The organism is Maridesulfovibrio sp. (genome assembly GCF_963666665.1).
In the GTDB taxonomy this organism is placed as follows: Bacteria; Desulfobacterota; Desulfovibrionia; order Desulfovibrionales; family Desulfovibrionaceae; genus Maridesulfovibrio.
Genome location: NZ_OY762999.1, coordinates 1,210,718 through 1,229,559 on the forward strand (window position 1 = coordinate 1,210,718; position 18,842 = coordinate 1,229,559).

Sequence of the window (18,842 nt, forward strand, 5' to 3'; positions counted from 1 at the left end):
ATCTATAAGTGGTATTTGTTTCATCTATACATGTATCAATTTTGTATCAGATATTGTTGACGAAAAATGCTGGAATGTGTATTTGGTTTTAAAAAATATCGTCGCCGTGGCGGTTTTTTTTACTTAGTAAGGACAGTGCCTTACTACGCCGGCAACCACCAAGGAGGTAGGGATGAGTTTGACCAGGCGAGATTTCGTGAAAATGTGCACAGGAACTGTGGCTGGATTTGGGATTTCCCAGATGTTCAACCCCAGTGTAGTGCATGCGCTGAAAAAGTTTGTACCGAATGTTTTCTGGCTGCAGGGACAGGGCTGCACCGGTTGTTCGGTTTCCATTCTCAACTCAGTGCACCCCTCTATCGCAGAGGTTCTACTTGATGTAATTAACCTTGATTACCATCCGACCATTATGGGTTCCGAAGGCCACGAAGCCTGGGATTTCATGATGAGTCAGGCTGAAGCTAATAAGGGCAAGTACATCGTTATCGTTGAAGGTGCCGTTCCCACAGCTGAGAACGGTCATTTCTGTATTGTCGGTGCAGATGCAAACCACAAAGAATACACCATGGCTGAAGCCACTCTCGAGATGGCCAAAAACGCTGCTGTGGTTGTTAACGTTGGTACCTGCTCTGCATACGGCGGTATCCCCGCTGCTGAAGGAAACCTTACCGGCTCCATGTCTGTAACCAATTTCCTCGCAGAAAACGGCGTGAAGACTCCCGTTGTTAACATTCCGGGCTGTCCTCCCCATCCTGACTGGATGGTAGGCACCCTCGTTGTCGCAATCAATGCCATTGAAGAAAAAGGACTGCAGGGCGGTCTGGCTGAAGTCGTTAAGATTCTTGATGACAACGGTCGTCCCAAACCTTTCTTCGGTGAGAACATCCATGATAATTGCCCTTATCTTGAGAAGTTCGAGAACGATGAATACGCTGAAATCTTCACTGATCCCGTTAAATGCCGTTACGAGCTGGGCTGTAAAGGCCCCAGCGCCAACTCCGATTGCTTCAAACGCAAATGGAACGGCGGCGTTAACTGGTGTGTTGAAAACTCAGTATGTATTGGCTGTGTAGAACCGGGATTCCCGGATGAAATGTCCCCCTTCTACGAAGCCGGTTAACCGGAAAGGAGTATAAATCCTTATGTCTTCAAAATCTCATGCACCCGCCGGTAAAGACGGGAAAATTAAGATTGCCATTGATCCGGTAACCCGTATCGAAGGTCACCTTAAGGCTGAGGTCGTAGTTAAAGACGGTAAAGTAACCGACGCATGGCTCTCCGGCGGCATGTACCGTGGTTTCGAGAACATCCTTATCGGACGTGATCCCCGCGATGCAGCCCAGCTGACCCAGCGTCTGTGCGGTGTTTGCCCCACAGCTCACTCTACTGCTTCCACCCGCGCTCTTGATGATGCTTTTGGTGTTAAGCTGACCACTAACGGTCGCGTAACCAAAAACCTCATTTTCGGTGCTAACTACCTGCAGTCTCACATTCTGCATTTCTATCATCTTGCAGCTCTGGACTTCGTACGCGGTCCCGGCAAAGCTCCCTTTGTCCCCCGCTTTGAACATCCTGACCTGCGTCTTGATGAAAAAACCAACAAGGTAGCTGTTGACCAGTACGTTAAGGCTCTTGAAATCCGCCGTATCTGCCACGAAATGGTAGCTCTGTTCGGTGGTAAAATGCCTCACGTTTCCGGTCAGGTCGTTGGTGGTGCAACTGAAATTCCGAGCAAGGAAAAGCTTGCTGAATACGCAAGCCGCTTCAAACAGGTTCAGAAATTCATTGAAGAAACCTACGTACCCACCGTTTACCTTATCGGTTCCGTCTACAAAGATCTGTTCAAGATCGGTGGCGGTTACAAAAACGCTATGGCTTACGGCGTATTCCCCATGGATGATGCTGAATCAGAATTCCTGCTCAAGCCCGGTGTTTACATCGACGGCAAAGATGCTGGTTTCGATCAGAAACTCATCAAGGAATACACCAAGTACGCATGGTACACTGATGAGTGTTCCGACCTTCATCCGAGCGAAGGAAAAACCATTCCGGATGTTCACAAGAAGGACGCTTACAGCTTCTGTAAGGCTTCCCGCTACAACGGCAAAGCTGTTGAAGTTGGTCCCCTTGCACGTATGTGGGTTCATAACCCCGAGCTCAGCCCCATGGGTAAAAAACAGCTCAAGGATCTCTTCGGCATCGAAGCCAAGATGTTCCGCGATCTGGGCGAAGACATGGCATTCTCCCTCATGGGCCGCCACGTTGCACGCGCAGAAGAAGCTTACATGGTTGCAAACGCAATCCAGGATGCATGGCTCAAGGAAGTTAAGCCTGGCGAAGAAACTTACGTCAAGACTGAAATTCCTGTGTCCGCAGAAGGTCTCGGTCTTACCGAAGCACCCCGCGGTTCCTTGCTGCACTACATCAACATCAAGGATTCCAAGACTGCGAACTACCAGATGATCCCCGCGACCCTCTGGAACAGCACCCCGCGTGATGACAAAGGTCATCGCGGTACAATCGAGGAAGCCCTCGTAGGTACTCCGGTTCCTGATCCGAAGAACCCTGTTGACATCTCAAGGATCATTCGATCCTTTGACCCGTGACTGGGTTGTGCCGTGCACGTGCTGCACGCAGAGACCGGTGAAGAGCATGTTGTTCACGTAGGCGAAGGTTGCTAACGTAACGACGTTTCACTGTATATAAACTCCCGGACGCAGGGTTCCTGTGTCCGGGAGTTTCCCTTTCATACGATTATGATTTATTCGTATGATGATTTTGAGGCGGAATTGTTAATAGCTTTATTTAAAACTATTAAGGATTCCAAAGGGGATTATCCCCTTTGGCCGCTGGAGGCGAAATCTTTCGTCAAAGGCGCGAAGCGCATCAACTAAGGATTTCATAATGAAGAAACTGTTGGTACTTGGGATTGGTAACATTCTCCTCGGCGATGAGGGCGTCGGGGTGCATGCTGTAGAAGAACTGAAGAAAGAAGAATGGCCCGAATACGTTCACTTAGTGGATGGCGGCACATTCACCCACGATATTTTTCATATTCTGGAAGGCTACGACGGCCTGCTGGTGCTCGATATCGTCCATGGCGGAAAGGACGGTGGCACAGTCTACTATCTTGAGGAAAAAGATATCATAGATAATGAAAAGCAGCGTTTGTCCCTGCATGATATTGATCTGGTCGATTCTCTGAATATGGCCGGAGCAGTAGGTAAGCGTCCGGAGATGCGTATCTTAGGCATGGAGCCTGAGAACTACACTGACTGGTCCATGGAAATGACCGATACCTGCAAAGCTGTATTCCCCGGTTATGTTGAAAGGGCCCGTCAGGAGATCAAGCGCTTTATTGAGGAGTTTGGTCAGTAGGGCGGTTTGATTTTTGGTTGGATTATAGATTTTGATAAACGGCAGTTCCTTTTTGGGGCTGCCGTTTTTTCTTCCCCCAAGGACAACTAGCCACACAAACCCCACAAATATACGCCGCCACGTTTCCATAACCCGATACCTTATTTAAATGATCCACGCAGGACGATAAGTCCACGGCTTCATTGCGCGATGAATAATGCAGCACGGTATTGACGTTTTTTATTGCTCCGGCAGGGCATGCGTCGGTGCATTTGGTGCACTTTCCGCAACGGTTTTTGATTGGCTCATCTGCCGGAATGTCTAGGTTTGTGAGGATGGTTACCAGCCGAATGCGCGGGCCGTATTGCGGAGTAACCAGTAATAATGATTTGCCTTGCCAACCTAATCCGGCATTAATTGCTACTGCTTTGTGTGAGATATAGGATATAAAGCGTTCTTCGCAGAGGATTTGGCTGGCCGGAATGGGGAGTGCTTTTCCGCCATTGTTCTGGATAAAACTGCTTACACGGCAGGCTATGTTGTCGAGCAGGGCATTAACACGCTGGTAGTGCTGGGAATATATTTCAGTGGGCTTATCTACAATTGTATCTATGATACCGTCAGCGAGTTGAACCGCAATTGAAATCGCTCGCGGGAAATTATCCAGCAGATCGTCCGGGCGAGTTTCCATGCCTGCCATGCGGGTCGTATCCGCCACTGCAATCAGGTCCGCTCCCCATTGCTTGGCATTCTTAAAAAGCTCTTTTTTCAGATCAGTCATTATTCACTCCAGATCAATAATTCTTGCTACATATGAACACAAGCTATGGTGCCAGAGCAATCTCAATTGATATAGAATGAAATTGACATTAACCTAAAAATGTTGCGTTATTCCTCCACAACCTCAACCAGTTTCTTTAAAACCAGCGGAGTATTAAAATTCTCCAATACTCTCTGACGTCCCGCAGCACCCATTTTCTTTCTTAATTCAATATCAACAATCACCTTTTCCAAAGCTGCTGCCAGTTTTTCAGTATCTTCTACCGGAACAAGAATACCGGTTTCACCGTCAGCAACAACTTCAGGGTTGGAGCTAATGTTAAATCCTACTACTGGTTTCTCCAAAGTCATTGCTTCCACGAGGGCATAACCGAACCCTTCCCATAAAGACGGGAGGCAGAAAATATCCTGCGATGCATGGAAACTTTTCATGTCTTTGATGAAACCGAGGAATGAAACTCGATCGTTTACGTCAAGTTCTGTGGCGTAGTCTTTTAATTCCTGTTCCATTTCGCCTTTTCCGGCGATGAGTATTTTGAAATTCAGGCCCTTTTCTTTGAGTATTTTTGCGCACTCGATGAGATGTTTCTGACCTTTTTGAGCGGTCAAGCGAGCCGCATTTCCGATTACTACCTCCTCATTTTCTGGAACGTAGAGCGGTGAAAAGTCCTGTTTATCGAACTCAGCTACATCGAATCCGTTGTATATCTGGCGTATTTTGCTTTCATCTATTAACGCGGAATTGTTGGCCAGAACAGTCCGCTTAGTCTCAAGGGAATTGACGATTAAACGGTCAACAACGTTCTTGAAGATGTAGCGGTTGAGGAATGAGTTCTTAACCGGAACGGCGATTCCTCTGCGGTAAATTACGCGGTTAACCCCGGCGCGCTTGGCGGCAATTCCGCCGCTTTTGAGGTCGGAGGGCAGGGCGGTGATCAGAGTCTGGATCTTGTTTGCTTGAAAAAAAGATTTCAAACGGCCCATTAAAACGGGATTCAGGAAGGAAAGATTACCTATCGGCTCGCTATGAAGGGTAATGCCCAGTTCGTTTTCAAGGCGGGCTTTGAGTTCTGATCTATGGTTGGTTACCACGAATACGTTGTAACCTTGATCCCGGAGGAGCAGGGAGAAGTGGTGGTTCCACTTTTCCCCGCCGCCCCAGGCTTTATTGCTATTGAAGAAGCATATGTTTTTATTCACTTAACTTAATTCCAAGTGCGTCTGCTGTCAGCTGTGGGATTGACTCAAGGCTGGGGCAGACTGTGAATCCTGCTGCGCGCATTTTTTCAAGCTTTCCCTGTACCCCTGTTCCTTCTTGAAGGATCGCACCTGCGTGGCCCAGACGTTTGCCCGGAGGTGCGGTCTGACCAGCAATAAAGGAAAGTACGGGTTTGTCAAATCCTGTTTCAATTACATAGTCTGCAAGATCCTGTTCCGCAGTACCACCGATTTCACCGAGAACCATGACAGCCTTGGTTTCATCGTGATTTCTGAGCATTTCGAAAACATCCGCAAAGGTGGTGCCGATGTAGGAGTCACCGCCGATACCGATAGACAGGGATTGCCCGATACCTACCTGATTGAGGCGGTCGGCTACTTCGTAGGTCAGGGTACCGGAACGTGAAAGGACTGCAACCGGACCGGGAGAGAACGGGGTAGTGGGCAGGATACCGATTTTGGTTTGTCCGGGCACGATCATGCCGGGGGTGTTAGGACCGACAATTCTTGATTTGCCGCCTTTGATCTGCTCCAGCACGTTGAGCATGGCAGACTGCACAATTCCTTCGGTAATGCAGACAACCCATGGTATTTCGCAGGATGTTGCTTCAAGGATGGCGTCAGTTGCCAGCTTGGGCGGTACGAAAATGATGCTGGCCCCGATTTCATGATGCCGCTGTGCTTCCTTGATGGAGTTATAAACCGGAACTCCGAGCACTTCCTGACCGCCCTTGAACGGAGTTACCCCGGCGACAATATTGGAGCCATATTCGAGCATGAGTTTAGTATGTAAACGGCCCTCAGCCCCGGTGATGCCTTGTACAAGAATGGGGGTGTCCTTATCGATGCCGAAGGTATGCGGCGATTTATATCCGATGTCCTTGGGACGGGAATCAGGCATAGCCGCGATGGGCTCGGGGAAATCAATCTTAGGTGTATCAGCAGGCTTGAGCTTAGTCAGCAGGTCGAGGGCTTCCTGCATGTTTCTGGCCCGATGCAGTTTATCGCCTTTAACCTGTTTGAGCACATTAAGTCCTTCCTCAGCACTATTGCCGGACATGCGTACCACGATGGGCTTTTCCGGTTCCTTGCCGCCCAGTGCCGCCACGAGGGCATTGGCAACCAGCTCGCAGGAAAGGATTCCGCCGAAGAGGTTGATCAGGATCGCTTTGACCTGATCATCATCGAAGAGCAGTCTCAGGGCTGTTTCAATGCGTTTTTGATCCGCAGCACCGCCGAGGTCGAGAAAGTTTGCTGCCGGAAGGTCAGAGAAGTTGAGCGCGTCCATGGAGGCCATTGCCAGACCTGCACCGTTGGCGATCAAACCTACCCATCCTTTGAGCGATACGAAGCTCATTCCGGCATCACGGGCGATGTTTTCCACCGGGGTGGAGTGCTCCGGCTGATAAAATTTTTCAAAAGCGGGGTTGAGGTCGACGATGTTGTCGTCCATCTCGATTTTACCGTCGAGGGCGAGCAGCTTGCCGTACCCGGTCAGGGCCAGCGGGTTGATTTCAGCCAGTAGCAGACCGTAATCGATCATGGTGTTGTAGAGGTTTCTAACGATGTTGCTGAAATCAGCAAAGAGTTCTTTGGCTATGCCGATATGGAAGAATGCAGCGCGAATCTGGTTGGGCTGTAATCCGCCGGGAAGACTGATTTCCTGAATGAGCAGGTTTTCAGGGCCCATGTTTTCGATTTCCACCCCACCTTCGCGTCCGACGGTCATGATGACTTTGCGGCGCTGGCGGGAAAGGGTCAGGGAAAGATAAAATTCCTTACGGATGTCTACAGCAGGCTCGGCCCGCAGGAAAGGGACCTTGTTGCCTTTGATTTCCATGCTGAGAATCTGGCGGGCTATTTTTTCGTATTCGTCCCGTGAATCAACTTTCTGGATACCTCCGGCCTTGCCGCGACCACCGACAGGAACCTGAGCTTTCAGAATCCACGGCAGGGGAAAGTATGGTTCCAGTCCGGGCAAATCCTTTTCAGTGATTTTTACCCCGGTGGGTACGGGAAGTCCGGCAGCCTCTTTGAGCAGTACTTTACTTAAATGTTCGTTGAGCAGCATACTCCCTCCAGTATGTCTGATGTAGGTTCAGTTAAATTGAGCAGGTAATTTAACTGTTGAATTTTATCGAACAATCATCATTTGAATGATACTTGTACCATTGGCGTATAATTCAATTATATGGCACTCTCAAGGTTAATTAATGATTTCATTTGTAGTTTGAATGCTTGTTTAGTCCGGGAAACGTTAAAAACAAAAGGATAGAGCGGAAATAAAAAATATCCGTATAAAGTTTTTGAACTGCAGTATTAAAGGAAATATTATGGCTGATTTTAAATATTTAACCGATGCTTTGACGGATGAAGTCTTAAGCGACATGGCGGATTCCTTTTTCGGTGCCCGCGTAGATGTTGATGATGCCCTTGAGCTGTTTCATGATGTCTCTGAAAAACTTCATGTTAAACTTTATCAGGTATTTAAAGCTTGTTCCCTGCTTGAGAAAATCTGTCTGGGGCCTGCCGGGTTCAACGATTTCTGGGTGTCTGCCGGAATGAGCAGAAGTCGTTTTAATCATCCTGCAGGGGTTGAATGTGCAAACATCATAGATAGCCCTCCCTTTGCTTTCACCGGCAGGGGAGAATACATCAAGTGGTTCGGCATTGGTTATGATATGCTTGCTGTGAGTATTGAAGAATATATGCATGGTTCAATCAAGAAGGATGAGAATGGGCGTAAGGTGCGGTCGGTAAATCGGGATGATTTTTTCAAAATGGCCGAAGAAATCAATATTCAAATTGAAAAGGTTAACAGGAATGTTTCAGCCTCGGATGTGCTCAAGTTCACCAAGTCTCTCGATCCTGAATCAGTAAGGAAGGAAAGCATTGCCGGATGTGTGGGGCCGCAGTGTAAAGCGATTGATGACGAGATGGCTTTTACTGTGATCACAATCAAAGATATTGATTTTCCGGCCTTTCCGAATTTGCCGAATCGCAAGGAGATGGCAACGTATATTTCCGGGTATTGTTCTCAGGTTTGGGCACGCGATAAAGTCCGGGTAAAAGCCTTGATAGAAGAGTTAAAAATAAATGCGAATAAGGAGTTGTTATGAAAAAAGTAACTGGTTCCGCGTTGATATTGCTGCTTGTGCTTTGTTTGGGTTCAATTGCCTCCGCTGAAGAAAAGAAAGCCGTACCAGATTCCAAGGCTAAGCCAGCTCCGGTTGAAAAGATAGAGCAGGGGGCTGAAAAACAAGGCGTTCCCGTAATGGTTATTCATAGCGGAGATGATGTCTTGGGTGGCACTTTGGCATTAAAGTTAAAGGAATACTTTAGGAAATCAGTGCTTTTTACCTTGGCCGGTAAAGAAGGCAAGGCGGTACGGGTAATTATTGAATCACGCAGCGAATTTAATGAAAGGCCGGAGATCGGTTCTGTCTATTCAGTGGTCTGGACTTTCGCGGAGAGCGAGGGGGTTGTGCCGTTTTATCTTAAGCAGGAACTTGGTCTTGTTAATTCCCGCAATGTGGAAAACAGTGCTGCCGGATTAATGAATACAACAGACAAGGTGACCGGGGAATATAAGTATTTGTTTGAGTAGATTAGTAATATTTGGATTGTCATTGCTGTTGATCATTTTATTTAATTTCCCTTTGCAGTATCTTTTTCTAATGTGTAATATGCATTTGCAGTTAAAAGATCACGTGTTAATTTAACTTGTTCAAATGTCTTAAATGGAGGGGAAGATGAAGAAGATTTTGACTTTTACATTGCTGTTTATTTTTCTTTACGCCGCAACAGCGTTGACAGATGAAACTATTCCGATTGAAGTTGAAAATAAATGTTCATGTTACTTGTCTATCCCGTCTGTGGTAAAGGGAACCACACATAAAACTAATGGTCTGGTGGCTCCAGGTGAATCCAAAGTCTTGCATTATGATCAAAATTACTTGAAGTGGACCAATAATAAAATCATAATTTATATGCAGAACAGCAAGCTGCAACGGCTTAAGGATGAGTCGTATACAGTAGGTTCTCATCCTAAAAAAATAGTAGTGAAAGCTTCAGGTGTCGATTTAGGATGTAAGGCTATAGTCAGCGTACAGTAGTCGACTGCCTGCAATTGTTGATAATTTAAAATCCCCGCATGCCGTCGAGGCATACGGGGATTTTTAAATCCTATTTCTGCTGCCATTGAAGGTCTTTATTTTCATGGCCCGCATGTTGCGCAGCTTTTCTCCTGATTCTTTACCAAGATTCCTTTCGTGGGCCGGAAGCGAAACCTTAAGTATCTCTGCAAGGTCTGCGGGAGCGTTTTCAAGCACTCCCTGACCTCTGTCCGCATTGCAAAGGCTGATCATATTCTCAAGAAGTCCTGAAACATGAAGCTTCATCAGCAGGTCTACTTTGGTTCCGGGCCTTAATTCCTGATAGTTACCGGCCTTCATATGCAGTTCTGCTGCGCTTTCCCCGGCACGAATGAACTTTACCGGGAGCATCAGTCTGCTGCCAAGCTCTTTTGCCGGAATCATACCAGCTTTGTCATGTCCGTAATGCGAGGGCAGTATGTTCGGCGCTGTTTGTGCTTTGCCCAGATCATGGCACATTGCCATCCAGCAGCTCAGGGGATCCCCTGCAACTTCGTCCATTATCTCAGCGGTATGTCCGGCTACGGATTTGTCGTGATATTCTGGCGGACCGGCCGGAATATCATCAGCACCTGTAAATTCAGTGAACCATGGTTCAAGGCAATTTCCTTGAATCAGCAACCGCAGGAAATTTCCCGGTTTCGGTCCGTTTAATCCTTTGCGAAGTTCCACACCGATCCTGTCAGGGGCAATATCGGCTAGCCAACCGTTTGCAGCGCAGCTTTTCATCTCTGTAATAAGGTCCGGGTGAGGACTGAATTCCGGGAAGCGGGCCATAAAGGTTGCTGCCCTGAATACACGTAGCGGGTCTTCTTTGAACGTATCAGGAAAAGATGGCCGTAAAATTCGATTTTGTAAGTCTTCCAATCCATTCGGGTGGGCATATAGTTCACCGTCTTCGGCCAGCGCAAAGCTGTTGACAGTGAAGTCACGCGCTTTGAGATCGAGGTCTATTGTTTCCTCGATGTCGGCTCCTCTAGCTCGCGGGAAGGAAAATTCAAGTCCTTTGAGATAGAAAATTTCATAAGATTTGCCCACCGGTCGGGCCTTTGGAAATGCAGCAAGAAATTCTTCAGGAGAACCGGATGCAATAAGGTAGTCCAAATCTTTTGGAGTTCTGCCGAGCAGTAGGTCTCTTACAGAACCTCCAGCTATTAATATTTTTAAATTATTGTGTTTTTTGGTCATTTGTTGCATTTTCTATTAAGACGGCTGATAACAAGGCTTTGATTATCAGCGTTCTTGATTAATTTATGTTTGATGGTATCGTATGATCAATGAAAAATAAAATACTCATAATTACGTTTATTGCAGTTGTTGTGGCACTGTTTTTTGCCTTTAATTTGGATAGTTTCCTGACTCTTGAATATATCAAAAGTTCCAGGCAGGAGTTCCAACTTTTTTATGATCAGAACCCATTTTTAACTGTTTTTTCTTTTTTTCTGGTTTATGTGCTTGTTGTTGGAGTGAACCTTCCCGGCGCAACAGTGCTTGGATTGGCAGGGGGGGCTTTATTCGGCTTTACCGTAGGGGTGCTGACTATTTCATTTGCCAGCACTATCGGTGCCACACTCGCCTGTTTTTTTTCGCGTTATCTATTCAGGGATTACGTACAGCGTAAGTTCGGGGACCGGCTGGAAAAGGTTAACCGGGGCATCGAAGAAGAGGGTGCTTTTTATCTTTTCACAATGCGGCTTATCCCGGCTATTCCCTTTGTGGTTATCAATTTGCTTATGGGGCTTACCCCGATCAGATTGCGGACTTTTTATTGGGTTTCCCAACTGGGGATGCTGCCGGGGACAATGGTCTATGTTAATGCCGGAAAAGAACTCGGCCGGATTGATTCTCTTTCCGGTATTGTTCAGCCGGGAGTTTTAATTTCCTTTGCACTGCTGGGTGTATTCCCACTGATCGTGAAAAAAATCGTCGGGCTTGTTAAGGTCCGTCGGAATGTGTAATATTTAGAAAGTTTCATTTTTATTAAGTACGGTTAATGATGATTGTAAGGACAGCACCAAGTATTCGGACCTACCATAAGGGTAAGGTCATTTTCAGCGAAGGGCAGGAAAGTAAGATCGCCTATATGATTAAGTCCGGGACTGTCGATATTTTTAAAATAATCGACAAGAAAAAGACTGTCATGGGAACCCTGCGTCGTGGTGATATCTTTGGCGAAATGTCTTTATTGGCTAATCAGAAACGTACGGCCAGCGCAGAGGCTTCCAGTTTTTGTGAATTAGTGGTGCTGACTGAAGAGATGATGAACAAGCTGCTTAAAACTTCTCCAGAAACAGTGCGCAAGATGCTTAAACTGTTGGCAAAGAGGGTTGCAGCTACTGACATGAAAGCATCCGGGGCAGAGCAGAATGATTCATTTATTGCCCTCGCAACTATTCTTGATCTCGCCTACAAGGAATTTGCTTACACTCCCCGCAATAAGCAGCAGGAAATTGAGAATTACAAGATGGGCCTTTCGGTTAAGTCCTATACCGAAACAGTCAAAAGCCTGGCTGCCTTTTCGAATCTTGAAATCGAGTCTTTTTTGGAGATTGTTTTCAAGCTTCGTCTGATTGATATGAAAAGTGTCAAGAAGGGTGATAAAAGTGCATTTGTTGAGCGCTATATAAATATTAAAGATTTTGAACAGTTCATTCCTCATCTGCGCAATCTGTACAAGCAGATGCGGGAACTTGGTGCGAATGTAGATCAGCGCATGACTTTTATGAGTTTTAGTGACTTGGCAGAAAGAACCGGAAGCACGCCGGAGCTGATTTATAAAAAGCTGATTAAGGAGGAAATGCCGGAAAATCTACTCTTTTTTAACCGGGAGAAAGCCATTGAGTGGGGCAAAGGCAAAGAGCCAGACTTTTTCAAGAAGTTTCGCAGGCCCCGCAAGGCCCTTGAAGATCTTGAGTCTGTGGAAGATCTTATCTTTATTGATAATCCGACCCTTAAAAAGGCTCTTGAAGGATTTAATTTTTATAAAATTTCAATTCTCTACTCGGCTATGGATCAGCAGGGCAGGGATAAGCTCAAGCGAAACGTAGGCAAAAAGGTTGCTCAAATTTTATTGCGTGAACCTCCTTCCGACCGTGATCCGAGTGATCCGGAAGTGCTTGAATGTTGTGATGAACTCCTTGATATTGTGCGTAAATTGAAGGGAGTGAAGTAGTATGGCAGCAGTCAGGCCGCAATCTAAAACTTATCTTAAGGGCGATGTCATTTTCCGGGAAGGCGATAAGGGGCATGTTGCTTACATGATCCAATCCGGTACTGTGAATATTGTTAAAAATATTAAGGGAAAACGACAGATTCTTGCCACCTTGGGACCGGGTGAACTTTTTGGTGAAATGGCAATCATTTCTAAATGTGAAAGGGTTGCCGGGGCGGAGGCTGCATCAGAGTGCGTTTTGCTGGAGTTGACTGCGCGGTTGATTCTTCTGCTGCTTAAGAAAAGTCATCCTACAGTATTCCATCTGACCAGAGTGCTGGCTTCACGCCTTGCCCGTGCAGACCGTGCTGTCTCTGAAAGCCGCAGTGATAATTCATGGCTTACTTTCTGCCGCCTGCTGCATATGAAGCATCGTATTTTTAAAACTGCACCTAAGCGTGAGGATTCGCCTATAGGGATTACTCTTGAAGAGTTGTCCCGGGAATATTGCGAAATTACAAATTGCTCGCAGCACGATGTTGAACGCCACCTTAAATCCGCAGTAGGATTTAACATGGTTTCAGTCAATAAGATCGCCTCTCAGAGTTACCTGACAATCATTAATCCTGATGATTTCCTTGAGATTGCCAAGAATCTTTCAGAAGATATCAATAAGTACAGTGGTAAGGTTTTTCTGTCAGATTTTATTGATATTAATGATTTTTCAGCAATCGTCGATTCCGACCCGGAGATGATCTATAAAAAAATCGGGGTAGGTGATTTTCCTGAAGATATTTGTATGTTGCACAAGGAAGCAACTTCCAAATGGGTTGAGAAGAAGGGCGCTCAATACTTCAAAGAAACAAAACGCAAGCGCAAGTCCATTGATGAACTTGAAGGCGTTGAAGATATCATTTTTGTGGATATCGGAACTTTGAAGCTGGTTTTCCGCAAGCTTGGCTACTACAAGCTTGGCATTCTGCTGGCTATTGCCGGTGATGAAGCCAGAAAGCGCATTCTGGCAGCGATATCAACCAAGATTGCTGCAGCTATTACCCGTGATTCCCGTTCGTCCGATGCTATTGACCAGAGCGAAGCTGATGATGTGGAAGAAGAACTCATTGATATGATCAGGGAGATCAAGTCTTCGAAGAAAGAATAATGTTGCGCATCCCGCTGGCTTTGGTTAATAATATAATTAAGCTAAAGTATTAGTAAAAACAGGTTTAAACTTGTCAATCAGCCTTAGAACATGGGATAGTGAAACATGATTACTCGAATTACTATTATCAGCGGTAAGGATTCCAGTCCTCTCCCTAAGACTAATCCGGAAGATATTTTTCAGTCCCACCCTTTATGGGCGCGTGATATTGAGAATTTCGGACCTTGGAACGGCGAGTCTGCTGAATACAGGACTTATTCAACATGGATATCAGGTTCAAGGACCGGAGTTCCTGTTGCTGTATGCGGTTCTTGTGTATCCAGCCTTGATGTTGCTTGGCGCCTGAATTCCCTTGAAGATCTTTCTGATTGGGGAAGTGTTCTGGCGGTAGAGCAAAACACCGGACGCGGGCAGGTTCGTCGAGAATGGATTTCTCCTCCCGGGAATGTGTACGGCACCATTAAGTGGCCTTCTCTTCCGGAAGTAAAGCCCGGTGAAGTCCGTCCTGTCTGGAATCGCATCCTTCCCTTAATTGTCGGCTACCTTACCTGTAATGCATTGCGTGATCTAGGTGTTGATGCCCAGCTTAAGTGGCCCAACGATATTTTAATCGACGGGAAGAAGGCTGGTGGTATACTCATTGAAGAGCGTGGAAATGCAACCATGGTTGGGATAGGCTTAAATCTGTCTTATGCACCTGAAAGAAACTTGCTTAGGGCTGACCATGCTGTTCCTGCCGGAAAGCTTAATACCGATACAATGCAGCTTGGTCCTCTGGAAACATGGGTTGAGTTGATCAAGCACTTCAGGGGCAATTTCGAGCAGATTATTTCCATGCAGAATACTGATGATTTTCTCTACGAGCTTCAAGACCGTCTGGTCTGGTTCGGTGAAGAGGTCAAGATAGTGGATGGTCCTGAAGGAGTTGATCGCGGTGTAATTTGCGGTCTGCGTTCTGATGGTGGACTCGTGGTTGATCACAATGGTGAGCAGCACGAGATATATTCTGGTTCTGTAATGCCTTTATAATGCAGCTAGATACTGTTTTTGCTTGACATGCGGGCGTTGCTGAGGAATTTGTTTCCTGTTGCCGGGTGAACTGAAGGGAAGCTTTTCACCCGATCACGGCAATGCCCGGAATGCAGCGGAGTTCTTTCGTTTGCGCCCGAATCAGTATCATTTATTGTCAGCGTCCTTGTCTTTTGCCAAAGCAGGGTGCTATGTCTGTTTATATTCTGTTAATTTCTTTTCGATTACTGATTATCTTATTTACCCGGATTTTACATAAAAAATCCAAGAGCATATCTTTTAATGATGTGTAAGGAGGAAGTGATGGCTGGTAAGACGGAAGAAGCAGTTTCCAATAAAAGTGCGGAAACAGCAGCTCCCAAGAAGTCCCAGGCTAAAAAACAGCTTGAAAGTAAGCTGATTCTAACCGGTTCCGATATCGTTAAAATCGGTGAAGATGCAGAACTGCTGGTAGGCGGAAAGAACTATAATACCGCTTTGATCAGTCAAGTCGAAGGCATCAGATCTCCCCAGTTCAGGGCTGTTTCATCTATTGCGTTCCATAAGCTGCTGGATGAAACCAAAGTCAATGCAAGTGTTGTTAGGTCTGTCGTAGACAGCGAATACAACGCAGTGGACTGGAGCAGTGAAGAAGTTAACAGTGACAGTGAATTTTTACAGAAGTTTGTCCGCTCTATCGCTCAGGTAATTAAAGAAGAAGCGAGCAAACATACTGAAACACAGATTCAGCTGCGTACTTTTATTAATAACGTTGTTGAAGGTTTTGCGACCTCTCCTGAAGGAATTGACCAGTTACGTAAAAGATCAGTGCTTGTTCAGAGTGCGATTCTTTCCGTGGAACTGCCCAAGGACGTTGAAGTTGCAGTCAGGGAAGCATATCTCTCAATCTGCAAAGATGCAGGACTTGAGAATGAGCCTGTAGCCGTACGTTCCTCTGCTGCCGGCGAAGACAGCCGTAAGAAGGCTTTTGCCGGGCTTCAGGATACCTACCTTAATATTGTCGGCGAAGACCAGTGCGCCGAAGCATATCACTGGGACTGCGCATCCGCTTATAACCTGCGCAGCATGACCTACCGCCGTGAAGCCATTCTCGATGCCGTTACCTTGGCTGAGAATACCGGTGACACATCCATTGCCGAAAATGCCAAGAAAGAGTGGGCTATTGAGAACACCTCTCTTTCCGTATGCATAATGCGTATGATCAACCCGATAATTTCCGGTACTGCTTTCAGTGCGGATACCGCAACCGGTTGCCGTGGAACTGACCGCAAGGATCTTGTTTCCATTGATGCCAGTTACGGTCTCGGTGAAGCTGTTGTCGGCGGCATGGTTACCCCGGATAAATTTTATGTATTCCAGCGTGATGACGGCTCTGAAGTTGTTGTCCGTAACATGGGTAGCAAGGATAAGAAGATCGTTTACAGCGAGAAAGGCGGAACCAAGGTTGAAAAAGTTCAGCCCGGTGCTGTCTACCGTTGGGCTCTGTCTCTTGCTCAGGCTGAAGAGGTAGCCAAAGGCGTCCGTTCCATCAGTGCTGCTTATGGCGGCATGATCATGGATACCGAGTTCTGCCTTGATGCGGCTGACCGTCTCTGGTTCGTTCAGGCTCGACCTGAAACCCGTTGGAACGAGGAATTTGAGCAGCATCCCCATTCAATATTCATGCGCAGGCTTGAGGTTAATCCCAAGGAGCTTGAAGCTGCAGAAGTGGTTCTTGAAGGCAACGGCGCATCACGCGGAGCTGGGCAGGGAACTGTTAAGTATCTCCGTTCCGCTCTTGAGCTGAACAAAATCCACAAGGGAGATATCCTTGCGGCTGAACGCACCGACCCGGATATGGTTCCGGGAATGCGTATTGCCTCCGGTATTCTTGCTGACGTTGGCGGTGACACCAGCCATGCTGCAATTACCTCCCGTGAGCTTGGAATTCCGGCTATTATCGGTATCCAGAGACTTGAAGTCCTGCGCTCCCTTGATGGGCAGGAAATCACTGTTGACGGCTCACGTGGTAAGGTTTATCGCGGTGCACTGCCTCTAATCGAGGTGGGGGGAACCATTGATGTAGCTGAACTTCCGGCCACCAAGACCAAAGTCGGTTTGATTCTCGCTGACGTGGGACAGTCTTTGTTTCTTTCCCGTCTGAGAGAAGTGCCTGATTTTGAAGTAGGTCTGCTGCGTGCTGAATTTATGCTCGGTAACGTGGGAGTTCATCCTCTGGCCCTTGAAGCATATGACAACGGCAGCCTTGATAAGCTTGTTCAGGATAAGCTTGATGAGCTTGATGCGAAGTTAACCACAGTCATGAAGACCCAGCTTGATTCCGGTCTTATTTCCCTGAACATTAATCTCAGGGGATACATCGGCGCGTTGACCGGCCTGACAGAAGAAATGGATTCCATGGCCAACGCCAATACCGCCCGTGGAACCGAAGAAGTCCTGGCCATGCATCGCAAGCTGCGTGAACTCGATAAAAAACTCGACCATTATCTTGAGCATGCCACTGAAAGTCTCTACACGCTGAAGACTTCCGTGGACATTGAAGAGCATTTGCGCTCAGTACTCGGTATTCATGCCGGTGAACATGCTGATTCCAAGTTTATCTATAAGCGTACTGAATCACTTGATGAAATGCCGGAGATGCTTGCCAAGGCCAAAGAGAATCCAGTGGTTCTCGAATACATCGAACAGATTAAAGCCCTGCGTGAAGAAGTAGCCCTTAAGATGGGACTCAAGTCCGAAATGGATGAAGTCACCACTCTTCGCCAGCGCATTACCGATATCATTAAATCCCGCGGTCTCAGAACCGGTAAGGAAAACTATATCCAGACCCTGTCTCAGGGCTTGGCGCTGTTTGCCATGGCCTTTTATGGTAAGGATATTGTCTACAGAACTACCGATTTCAAGACCAATGAATACCATAACCTGCTTGGCGGTCTGCTCTTTGAACATTACGAAGACAACCCCATGCTCGGCTATCGCGGTGTTTCCAGAAATATCCATGATTGGGAGCTGGAAGCCTTCAAGCTGGCCCGTGGTGTTTTTGGCGGTAAGAACCTGCATATCATGCTGCCTTTCGTTCGCACTATTGAAGAAGCGCGCAGCATGAAGCGTTATCTCTCTCAGGTACATAACCTTGACTCCGGCAAGGACGGCCTGAAGCTGATCCTTATGGCCGAGATTCCAAGTAACGCAGTACTCAGTAAGGAATTCATCAAGGAAGTCGATGGATTCTCCATCGGTTCCAACGATATGACCCAGCTGGTACTCGGTACTGACCGTGACAACCCCAGCCTGCAGCATATCTACGATGAAGAGGACCCGGCAGTTGTCTGGGCTATTCTCTCAGCAATCTTCACCGGACAAAAGTTCGGCAAGAAGATCGGTTTCTGCGGACAGGGTGTTTCAAACAGCGTGATTCTGCGTGGTGTAGTCTGCATTGCCGGGATTGTTTCCGCATCTGTCGTACCTGATACCTATCTGCAGACCAAGCTTGATATGGCAGCCGTTGAAGCGGAAAATATCAAGGTCAGCGAGTTGGGACAGTGGATCAGGGCCCGTCATTTCGAACGCCTTGCCACCCTCATGGAAGAAAACGGTTACAGCCACATCATCAAAAAGTACAAGACCCCCGAAGATCTCGAGGATTGGTACGAAGGTGAGATTAGAAGGCTTAACGAACAGCTTCGCGATAACATGGATTCTCCAAGAGAAGCCTTTATCAGGCAGGAAATGGATACCTTCCGTGGTACCTTCCATAAGCCTGTTATCTATTCTGCTTGGGATTGGAACCAGACTGTTGAAGATGCAATGCATCATGCAGGTTTCGCTACCTTTGAAGAACAGGATGCAGCTCTCGAAGAGCAGCGCAAGAAAAAATGGTAATTCTGATCTAAAAGTAATAATGAAAAGCCGTTCCTTCGGGAGCGGCTTTTTTGTTATAAATCGGTTTAGAAGCCTTTATTAGTCTTGTAAACACGCGCCTAGTCTTGAC

At 46.8% G+C, this 18,842-nt stretch carries 15 protein-coding genes; 11 read left to right on the forward strand and 4 right to left on the reverse strand.

The genetic code is table 11. The annotated features are described in order from the left end of the window. Positions 1 to 172: 172 nt before the first annotated feature. From hysB to hysD, 3 genes are all read left to right on the forward strand, one after another. Positions 173 to 1,120, forward strand: a complete 948-nt coding sequence (gene hysB / locus ACKU40_RS05370) for a NiFeSe hydrogenase small subunit (protein ID WP_320175491.1) — start codon at positions 173 to 175, stop codon at positions 1,118 to 1,120. Positions 1,121 to 1,142: 22 nt separating this feature from the next. Next, positions 1,143 to 2,681, forward strand: coding sequence for a NiFeSe hydrogenase large subunit HysA (gene hysA / locus ACKU40_RS05375; RefSeq protein WP_320175492.1), 1,539 nt, complete (start codon positions 1,143 to 1,145; stop codon positions 2,679 to 2,681). Between the two features lie 223 nt (positions 2,682 to 2,904). Continuing rightward, positions 2,905 to 3,378 (forward strand): NiFeSe hydrogenase maturation protease, encoded by a 474-nt coding sequence (hysD, locus tag ACKU40_RS05380; RefSeq protein WP_320175493.1) that lies wholly within the window; start codon positions 2,905 to 2,907, stop codon positions 3,376 to 3,378. 22 nt (positions 3,379 to 3,400) lie between these two features. On the opposite strand, the gene ACKU40_RS05385 is transcribed toward hysD, so the two are convergent. From ACKU40_RS05385 to sucD, 3 genes are all read right to left on the reverse strand, one after another. After that, positions 3,401 to 4,138 (reverse strand): 4Fe-4S double cluster binding domain-containing protein, encoded by a 738-nt coding sequence (locus ACKU40_RS05385; protein ID WP_320175494.1) that lies wholly within the window; start codon positions 4,136 to 4,138, stop codon positions 3,401 to 3,403. 107 nt (positions 4,139 to 4,245) lie between these two features. Next, a complete protein-coding gene (locus ACKU40_RS05390; RefSeq protein WP_320175495.1) occupies positions 4,246 to 5,337 on the reverse strand; it encodes a glycosyltransferase family 4 protein in 1,092 nt (363 codons plus the stop codon). Further along, on the reverse strand, positions 5,330 to 7,426 hold the full coding sequence (gene sucD, locus ACKU40_RS05395; RefSeq protein WP_320175496.1) for a succinate--CoA ligase subunit alpha: 2,097 nt from the start codon (positions 7,424 to 7,426) through the stop codon (positions 5,330 to 5,332). The genes ACKU40_RS05390 and sucD overlap by 8 nt, the downstream gene beginning before the upstream one ends. 262 nt (positions 7,427 to 7,688) lie before the next feature. Between sucD and ACKU40_RS05400 the strand changes: the two genes are divergently transcribed. The 3 genes from ACKU40_RS05400 (at position 7,689) to ACKU40_RS05410 (ending at position 9,470) form a co-directional block, all read left to right on the forward strand. Continuing rightward, positions 7,689 to 8,474, forward strand: coding sequence for a hypothetical protein (locus tag ACKU40_RS05400; RefSeq protein WP_320175497.1), 786 nt, complete (start codon positions 7,689 to 7,691; stop codon positions 8,472 to 8,474). After that, the gene (locus tag ACKU40_RS05405) at positions 8,471 to 8,962 is read left to right on the forward strand and encodes a hypothetical protein (RefSeq protein WP_320175498.1); all 492 of its coding nucleotides are present in this window, start codon (positions 8,471 to 8,473) and stop codon (positions 8,960 to 8,962) included. The genes ACKU40_RS05400 and ACKU40_RS05405 overlap by 4 nt, the downstream gene beginning before the upstream one ends. Positions 8,963 to 9,107: 145 nt before the next feature. Then, the gene (locus ACKU40_RS05410; RefSeq protein WP_320175499.1) at positions 9,108 to 9,470 is read left to right on the forward strand and encodes a hypothetical protein; all 363 of its coding nucleotides are present in this window, start codon (positions 9,108 to 9,110) and stop codon (positions 9,468 to 9,470) included. Between the two features lie 63 nt (positions 9,471 to 9,533). Here the strand turns inward: ACKU40_RS05410 and ACKU40_RS05415 are convergent, their stop codons facing one another. Beyond that, entirely contained in the window at positions 9,534 to 10,697 is a 1,164-nt protein-coding gene (locus tag ACKU40_RS05415) for a polynucleotide adenylyltransferase (RefSeq protein WP_320175500.1), read from the reverse strand. An 89-nt stretch (positions 10,698 to 10,786) separates the two neighbouring features. Between ACKU40_RS05415 and ACKU40_RS05420 the strand changes: the two genes are divergently transcribed. From ACKU40_RS05420 to ACKU40_RS05440, 5 genes are all read left to right on the forward strand, one after another. After that, complete coding sequence (locus ACKU40_RS05420; RefSeq protein WP_320175501.1) at positions 10,787 to 11,467, forward strand: TVP38/TMEM64 family protein; 681 nt, start codon at positions 10,787 to 10,789, stop codon at positions 11,465 to 11,467. Between the two features lie 35 nt (positions 11,468 to 11,502). Beyond that, positions 11,503 to 12,681, forward strand: a complete 1,179-nt coding sequence (locus ACKU40_RS05425) for a cyclic nucleotide-binding domain-containing protein (RefSeq protein ID WP_320175502.1) — start codon at positions 11,503 to 11,505, stop codon at positions 12,679 to 12,681. Between the two features lies 1 nt (position 12,682). Continuing rightward, positions 12,683 to 13,822, forward strand: coding sequence for a cyclic nucleotide-binding domain-containing protein (locus ACKU40_RS05430; protein WP_320175503.1), 1,140 nt, complete (start codon positions 12,683 to 12,685; stop codon positions 13,820 to 13,822). A 105-nt stretch (positions 13,823 to 13,927) separates the two neighbouring features. Further along, complete coding sequence (locus tag ACKU40_RS05435; RefSeq protein WP_320175504.1) at positions 13,928 to 14,851, forward strand: biotin--[acetyl-CoA-carboxylase] ligase; 924 nt, start codon at positions 13,928 to 13,930, stop codon at positions 14,849 to 14,851. Between the two features lie 303 nt (positions 14,852 to 15,154). Beyond that, on the forward strand, positions 15,155 to 18,733 hold the full coding sequence (locus ACKU40_RS05440) for a PEP/pyruvate-binding domain-containing protein (RefSeq protein WP_320175505.1): 3,579 nt from the start codon (positions 15,155 to 15,157) through the stop codon (positions 18,731 to 18,733). Positions 18,734 to 18,842: the final 109 nt, after the last annotated feature.

What these genes read in the sequence shown, in the direction of transcription:
- hysB (WP_320175491.1), top strand. Translation starts at nt 173, where the DNA reads ATGAGTTTGACCAGGCGAGATTTCGTGAAAATGTGCACAGGAACTGTG.
- hysD (WP_320175493.1), top strand. Translation starts at nt 2,905, where the DNA reads ATGAAGAAACTGTTGGTACTTGGGATTGGTAACATTCTCCTCGGCGAT.
- ACKU40_RS05385 (WP_320175494.1), bottom strand. Translation starts at nt 4,138, where the DNA reads ATGACTGATCTGAAAAAAGAGCTTTTTAAGAATGCCAAGCAATGGGGA.
- sucD (WP_320175496.1), bottom strand. Translation starts at nt 7,426, where the DNA reads ATGCTGCTCAACGAACATTTAAGTAAAGTACTGCTCAAAGAGGCTGCC.
- ACKU40_RS05400 (WP_320175497.1), top strand. Translation starts at nt 7,689, where the DNA reads ATGGCTGATTTTAAATATTTAACCGATGCTTTGACGGATGAAGTCTTA.
- ACKU40_RS05405 (WP_320175498.1), top strand. Translation starts at nt 8,471, where the DNA reads ATGAAAAAAGTAACTGGTTCCGCGTTGATATTGCTGCTTGTGCTTTGT.
- ACKU40_RS05410 (WP_320175499.1), top strand. Translation starts at nt 9,108, where the DNA reads ATGAAGAAGATTTTGACTTTTACATTGCTGTTTATTTTTCTTTACGCC.
- ACKU40_RS05415 (WP_320175500.1), bottom strand. Translation starts at nt 10,697, where the DNA reads ATGACCAAAAAACACAATAATTTAAAAATATTAATAGCTGGAGGTTCT.
- ACKU40_RS05420 (WP_320175501.1), top strand. Translation starts at nt 10,787, where the DNA reads ATGAAAAATAAAATACTCATAATTACGTTTATTGCAGTTGTTGTGGCA.
- ACKU40_RS05425 (WP_320175502.1), top strand. Translation starts at nt 11,503, where the DNA reads ATGATGATTGTAAGGACAGCACCAAGTATTCGGACCTACCATAAGGGT.
- ACKU40_RS05430 (WP_320175503.1), top strand. Translation starts at nt 12,683, where the DNA reads ATGGCAGCAGTCAGGCCGCAATCTAAAACTTATCTTAAGGGCGATGTC.
- ACKU40_RS05435 (WP_320175504.1), top strand. Translation starts at nt 13,928, where the DNA reads ATGATTACTCGAATTACTATTATCAGCGGTAAGGATTCCAGTCCTCTC.
- ACKU40_RS05440 (WP_320175505.1), top strand. Translation starts at nt 15,155, where the DNA reads ATGGCTGGTAAGACGGAAGAAGCAGTTTCCAATAAAAGTGCGGAAACA.